Origin of the sequence: Streptomyces sp. FH025, assembly GCF_017427025.1 — a bacterium.
GTDB lineage: Bacteria > Actinomycetota > Actinomycetes > Streptomycetales > Streptomycetaceae > Kitasatospora.
Genome location: NZ_JAFLNG010000508.1, coordinates 1 through 5,758 on the forward strand (window position 1 = coordinate 1; position 5,758 = coordinate 5,758).

The window sequence follows — 5,758 nt, forward strand, 5'->3', positions numbered from 1 at the left end:
CGAGCAGGGCGAAGCCGATCTTCTCCGCCGGTGTGCGGGTGGAGTTGGCGAGGACGACCACCGCGCGCTGGTCGGTGGTGTGGGCGACGAACGCGCGGGAGCCGTTGGTCAGTCCGTTGTGCCACCTGATCGTCGTGCCGCCGGCGTTCCAGAGCTGCCAGCCGAGGCCGATGTGTCCGTCGCGGTCGGCGTAGTCGGCGACGGCGGCGTGCCGGGTGTGGGTGAGGGCGAGCGCGGCGGGCGGGTTCGGGGCGGCGTTGGCGGCCAGGAAGGCGGCGAGGTCGGCGCTGGTGGTCCAGGTGCCGGTGCCCACCGCCGCCCATCCGGGGTTGGTCCACGGCACGACCGGGGTCCCGGCGGTGTGGAACGGGAGGGCGGCGTCGTCCGGGGTGCCGGGGGTGGTGCGGACGGTGGTGTGGTCCATGCCGAGCGGTGCGAGGACCCGCTCGCGCAGGGCGGTCGGGTAGTCGCGGCCGTCCGCCTTGGCGAGGGTCTCGCCGAGGACGGCGTAGCCGAGGTTGGAGTAGGAGAACGCGGTGTCGGGTTTCGGGCCGAAGCCGGTCAGGCCGGTGAGCGCGCGCACCGGGTCCTGGAGGATCGAGTAGCCGTTGCCGCCCAGCAGGTAGCCGGCCATCGCGAGCGGGAACTCGGCTCCGTCGGGCCGGAAGGAGGGCAGCCCGGCGGTGTGGGTGGCGAGCTGCTCGACGGTGATCCCGGCCACCGCCCGGTCGGCGAAGGTGTACTCGGGCCACAGGGCTCCGACGGTGTCGGTGAGCTTGATCTTCCCGGCGTCCAGGAGGCTGCCGAGCAGGCTCGCGGTGAGCACCTTCTGTGCCGAGCCGGTCTCGAAGGCGGTGTCCGGGGTGACCGGGGTGGAGCCGTCCGTGGTCCCCAGCGCGGCTCTGGTGACCGTGCCGTGGTCCACGACGGCGACCGAGACGCCCACCGAGCCGCCCGCCCCCTGACCGTCCGGCAGCAGGCCCGCGACGCGCTCGGCCAGGGCGGCGTCACCACTGCGGTGAGCGGCGACCGGCGCGCTGCGCGGACCGACGGCGAAGGCGGCCAGCACGGCGGCGACGGCGGCGACGACCGTCCAGCGGACGGCCCCGCGCCCGGCGGAGCGCGGGCGGTCGCCCGAGCGTCGCGCCCGGGCACCGCCGGGGGCACCACCGGGGGCACCGTCAGGGGCCCCTCCGGGGGCGGTCGGAGTGGATTCGGGCAGGGACACGGGGCTTCCTCCAGGACGGGCGGGCGGCAGGCGTCGAAACCTGGACGCCGATTGACGATGCTTCACGTTCGCCCAGGTCAGCGGAGCGGCGCAGCGGCCGTCCGGCCCGTTTCGAAGTAGCCGATCGGCCACCCCGCGGCGCCCTCGCGCCCGCGTACGGTGGTCGGCATGCACAACCCACCGGCAGCCCGTCCGCCCGTCCCCGCCCACGAGGACACCGTCGCCCGGCGCGCGCACCTGATACCGTCCGCCGTCGCCGCGATCGCCCTGCTGCTGGCCCTGCTCACCGACCTCGACCGCTGGTGGGGCATGCGGCCGGGACCCGCCGGCGACGCGCTGTTCCTCGCCTCCGGCACGGCGATGGCCGCGCTCGCCCTGCGGGCGCTGCGCCCGTTCCCCTCCCACCGTTCCACCACGACCACGACCGCGACCACGACCGCGACCACGACCGCGCCGGCGGCCGCCGGGGCGCTGCTCGTCTCGCTCACGGCCTCCGCCGGGTACCGCCTGCTGCCCACCGTCCACCGCCCCACCGGCGTCAGCGAGGCGCTGGCCCTGGCCCTGCTGCTCTCCCTGGTCGCCTACCGCTGCCGCCCGCCGGTGATCGCGGGCACGGCGCTCGCCTCCTTCGGCGCCCTCCTGGCCGCCGCCGGACGCGACGGCGGGCCGTACGACATGGACAACGCCCTGCTGGTCCTGGTGCTGCTCGGCCCCGGCCTGCTGCTGCGCTGGCGCGCCGAGCGCCGGGCCTGGCACATCGAACGCGCCGTACGTGAGGAACGCAACGCGCTCGCCCGCGACCTGCACGACGTCGTCGCCCACCAGGTCACCGGCATCGTCGTCCAGGCCCAGGCGCTCCAGCACATCGCCGCCCGCGACCCCGAACTGCTGCGCGCGGCCCTGGCCGACATCGAGCACGCCGGGGCGGACGCGCTGGCCGCCATGCGCCGCCTGGTCGGTGCGCTGCGCGGGGGCGGGCACGCGCTCCGGGACGCGGACTCCCCGGCCCGTCAGCTCGCCGTCCTCGCCCGGCCCGGTGACGGCCACCGTCCCGAGATCGCGGTCAGCGGTGAGGCCGAACTGGACCGCGCCCCGGCCGAGATCGCCGCCGCGATCGTCCGGATCGCCCAGGAGTCCGTCACCAACGCCGAGCGCCACGCCCGCGGCGCCACCCGGATCACCGCCCGGGTCCACCGCGATGACGGGCGCCTGTGCCTGGACGTCCACGACGACGGCCACGGCACCGTCCGCTCCCCCGCCGGGGACGGCTACGGGCTGATCGGCATGGCCGAGCGCGCCAAACTGCTCGGCGGCACCTTCCGCGCCGGACCGGCGGCCCGCGGCACCGGCTGGCACGTCACCGCCCGCCTGCCCGGCGCGGCGGGAGGGCCCGTCCGGTCGTCCCCGGCGACCGACGAGGTGCCGGCCCGATGACCATCCGCGTCCTGCTCGCCGACGACCAGCGCATGGTCCGCACCGGCTTCCGCTACATCCTCGACGCCGAACCCGACATCGAGGTCGTCGCCGAGGCCGACGACGGCATCGAGGCCCTGCGCCTCGCCGAACACCACCGCCCCGACGTCTGCCTCCTGGACATCCGGATGCCCGGCATCACCGGCCTCGACGTCACCCGCCGCCTCGCCGGCCCCGACGTCGCCGACCCGCTGCGCGTCATCGTCGTCACCACCTTCGACCTCGACGAGTACGTCCACGAGGCCCTCCACGGCGGCGCGGCCGGCTTCCTCCTCAAGGACGCCGGACCGACCATGCTCATCGAGGCCGTCCGCGCCGCCGCCCGCGGCGAAGCCATGGTCTCCCCCCGGATCACCGTCCGCCTGCTGCGCCACTTCACCTCCCACCGGGCCCGCCCACCACTCCCGGGTGCCGGCCGGCACCCGCTGTCGGACCGCGAACTGGCGACCGTCCGCGCCGCCGCCGACGGTCTCACCAACGCCGAGATCGCCGACCGCCTGTACGTCTCCCTCGGCACGGTCAAGAAGCACCTCGCCGCCGCGCAGCTGAAACTCGGCGTCCGCAACCGGGTCGAACTCGCCGCCTGGGCCCACCGCCACGGCCACATGGACGAGCCGGAATAGCCCCGGACCGCCTCCGGCCCCGCCCGGTCCGTACGGGAACGGCGGGGCGGGGCCGGGGCCGGAGGGTCGTCGTGCCGTCAGGCGGTGTCAGCCGGGAGCCGGCCGGCGAGGAGACGGGTGAGCATCTCCCGCAGCTGCCGTGTCTCCTCCTGGGGCAGGGGCAGCAGCGGCGGCCGGGGCGGCCCGGCCGGGCGGTTCCGGATCGCGAGGCCGGCCTTGACGGTTCGGGGAAGGCCGTGACGGACGATGAACCGCAGGAAGGGCAGGAGGTCCCGCAGCAGCGCGTCCGCGCGGTCGTCGTGTCCGCCGACGGCGGCGGCGTGGAGGGCCAGCACCGGCTGCGGTACGAGGCAGGGCGCGGCCGTGCACCAGCCGACGGCTCCGGCGCGGAAGGCCTCCAGGGCGACCGGGTTGCTGCCGTTGTAGACCGACAGTTCGCCGTCGGACAGCTCGCGGATGGCGCGGAAGCGGGACACCTCCCCCGAACTCTCCTTGACCATGGTGAGGTTGGGGATCTTCCGCGCGAGGGCCACCACCGTCTCCGGCTCCAGGTCCACGCCGCTGGTGCCGGGGTTGTTGTAGAGCATCATCGGCAGGTCGGTGGCGCGGGCCACCTCGCTGTAGTGCCGCAGGAGTTCGGCCCCGGTCAGCTTCCAGTACGCCTGGGGCAGGACCATGACGGCGGTGGCTCCGTGGCGGGCGGCCACGCGGGCGCGACGCACCGCGCCTTCGGTGCTCCAGTGGGAGACGCCGACGAGGGTCGGTACCCGCCCGGCCACCGTGTCCAGGACGCTCTCGCAGACCGCGTCCCACTCCTTCTCGGTCAGGTAGGCGCTCTCGCCGGTACTGCCCAGCGGGGCGACGGCGTGGCTGCCGGCGGCGACGAGGTCGCCGGTGAGGCCGCGCAACGCGGGCAGGTCGATCTCGCCGGTGGCGGCGTCGAAAGGGGTCACCGGGTAGGAGATGATCCCCTTCAGCGGCGGGTTGGCCATCAGAGGTCCACCTGCCCGCTCACGCAGTCGGGGTGATTGCGCAGCGCCTTGCGCGCGTAGTACCCGAAGTTCGCCTTGCTGCGCCGGTCGGTGGAGGTCCAGTCGTGGGCCTCGCGGGCCAGCGCCGGGTCCAGGGGCCGGATGGTCCCCGCCGACATCGCCAGCAATTGCAGGCGGGCGGCCCGTTCGATGAGCAGCGCCAGGGTGCACGCCTCCTCGATCGTGGCGCCCGTCACCAGCTGGCCGTGGTGGGCGAGCAGGATGGCCCGCTTGTCGCCGAGGGCGGCGGAGATGATCTCGCCCTCCTCGTTGCCCACCGGTACGCCCGGCCAGTCCTTGAGGAAGGCGCAGTCGTCGTACAGCGGCGTGGTGTCCATCTGGGACACGATCAGCGGCACTTCGAGCATGGCGAGCGCGGCCGTGTGCAGGGGGTGCGTGTGGATGATGCAGTTGACGTCCGGGCGCTGCCGGTAGATCCAGGAGTGGAAGCGGTTGGCGGGGTTGGGCATGCCCTCCCCCTCCAGGACCTCCAGGTCCTCGTTCACCAGCAGCAGGTTGTGCTCGGTGATCTCGTCGAAGCCCAGGCCCAGGCGCTGGGTGTAGTAGGTGCCCGGTTCCCGCCCGCGGGAGCTGATCTGCCCGGCGAGTCCCGAGTCGTGGCCGCCGTCGTACGCGATCCGGCAGGTGAGCGCCAGCTTCTGGCGCGTGGTCAGGCCCGAGTCCCCGAAGTGCCGGCCCATCTGCCGCTCCGCGCGGTCGACGAGGACGTCCTTGGGGTCCTGCAGCGTTTTCGCCATGTGTCTGCTCCAGTTCCGGCCTCGCCCCGGTGGCCAGGCCTGCGTCCGGGGCCATCACCCCGGAGGAAACAATGTTCACGATAGGACACTTTGTTTCCTGCGACAATGGCAACCCCTCCCCCGGGGCGGGTACACGCGGCTCCGGGCGCCCGGACGGGCGCTTTGGACGGGCGGTCGCGCGGACCCGACCCAGGGCCCTTCGGACGTGCCGGCGGCGCTGCGACGTAGCATTGTTCGCCATAGGACACGACGTGTCATCGATGGCGTGCGGCGCGAATCGTGACGCGCGGATCCGTCGGCCCGACGGATTGACGGCCCGACGGCCCTGGAGAGGAAGAGGGACACCAGTGATCAACCGGGTGCGCCTGCTGCGCAAGGAACGGCTGATGACCCTGGAGGCGCTGGCCGAGCGGTCCGGCGTCACCAAGAGTTACCTGTCGAAGATCGAACGCGGCCAGAGCGTTCCCTCGATCGCCGTGTGCGCCTCCCTCGCCAAGGCCCTCGAAGTTCCCCTGGACAGCCTCTTCACCGAGGCGGAGGGACTGGACGAGGTCACGGTCACCCGGGCCGCGGAACGCCGGTCCCTGACCTCCCCGGACGAGCCCGGCACCCGCTACGAGGGCATGGCGCTCAACACCGGCAGCA

At 74.1% G+C, this 5,758-nt stretch carries 6 protein-coding genes; 3 read left to right on the forward strand and 3 right to left on the reverse strand.

Features of this window, described 5'->3' with window-relative positions:
* On the reverse strand, positions 1 to 1,228 hold a 1,228-nt coding region (locus tag J0670_RS27985), incomplete at its 3' end, for a serine hydrolase (protein ID WP_207814478.1).
* A 168-nt stretch (positions 1,229 to 1,396) separates the two neighbouring features.
* Between J0670_RS27985 and J0670_RS27990 the strand changes: the two genes are divergently transcribed.
* Together J0670_RS27990 and J0670_RS27995 are read left to right on the forward strand one after the other, a co-directional pair.
* Positions 1,397 to 2,662, forward strand: coding sequence for a sensor histidine kinase (locus tag J0670_RS27990; RefSeq protein ID WP_207814479.1), 1,266 nt, complete (start codon positions 1,397 to 1,399; stop codon positions 2,660 to 2,662).
* On the forward strand, positions 2,659 to 3,324 hold the full coding sequence (locus J0670_RS27995) for a response regulator transcription factor (RefSeq protein WP_207814480.1): 666 nt from the start codon (positions 2,659 to 2,661) through the stop codon (positions 3,322 to 3,324). Before J0670_RS27990 ends, J0670_RS27995 begins: the two co-directional genes overlap by 4 nt.
* A 77-nt stretch (positions 3,325 to 3,401) precedes the next feature.
* Here the strand turns inward: J0670_RS27995 and J0670_RS28000 are convergent, their stop codons facing one another.
* Together J0670_RS28000 and J0670_RS28005 are read right to left on the reverse strand one after the other, a co-directional pair.
* Positions 3,402 to 4,316 (reverse strand): dihydrodipicolinate synthase family protein, encoded by a 915-nt coding sequence (locus tag J0670_RS28000; protein ID WP_207814481.1) that lies wholly within the window; start codon positions 4,314 to 4,316, stop codon positions 3,402 to 3,404.
* Positions 4,316 to 5,113, reverse strand: a complete 798-nt coding sequence (locus tag J0670_RS28005; protein WP_207814482.1) for an aldolase — start codon at positions 5,111 to 5,113, stop codon at positions 4,316 to 4,318. Before J0670_RS28005 ends, J0670_RS28000 begins: the two co-directional genes overlap by 1 nt.
* 347 nt (positions 5,114 to 5,460) lie before the next feature.
* Between J0670_RS28005 and J0670_RS28010 the strand changes: the two genes are divergently transcribed.
* Positions 5,461 to 5,758 (forward strand): helix-turn-helix transcriptional regulator (locus tag J0670_RS28010; RefSeq protein WP_307806731.1); only part of this gene is annotated, 298 nt, incomplete at its 3' end.

Coding starts and splice junctions, on each gene's coding strand:
- J0670_RS27990 (WP_207814479.1), top strand. CDS start 1,397: ATGCACAACCCACCGGCAGCCCGTCCGCCCGTCCCCGCCCACGAGGAC.
- J0670_RS27995 (WP_207814480.1), top strand. CDS start 2,659: ATGACCATCCGCGTCCTGCTCGCCGACGACCAGCGCATGGTCCGCACC.
- J0670_RS28000 (WP_207814481.1), bottom strand. CDS start 4,316: ATGGCCAACCCGCCGCTGAAGGGGATCATCTCCTACCCGGTGACCCCT.
- J0670_RS28005 (WP_207814482.1), bottom strand. CDS start 5,113: ATGGCGAAAACGCTGCAGGACCCCAAGGACGTCCTCGTCGACCGCGCG.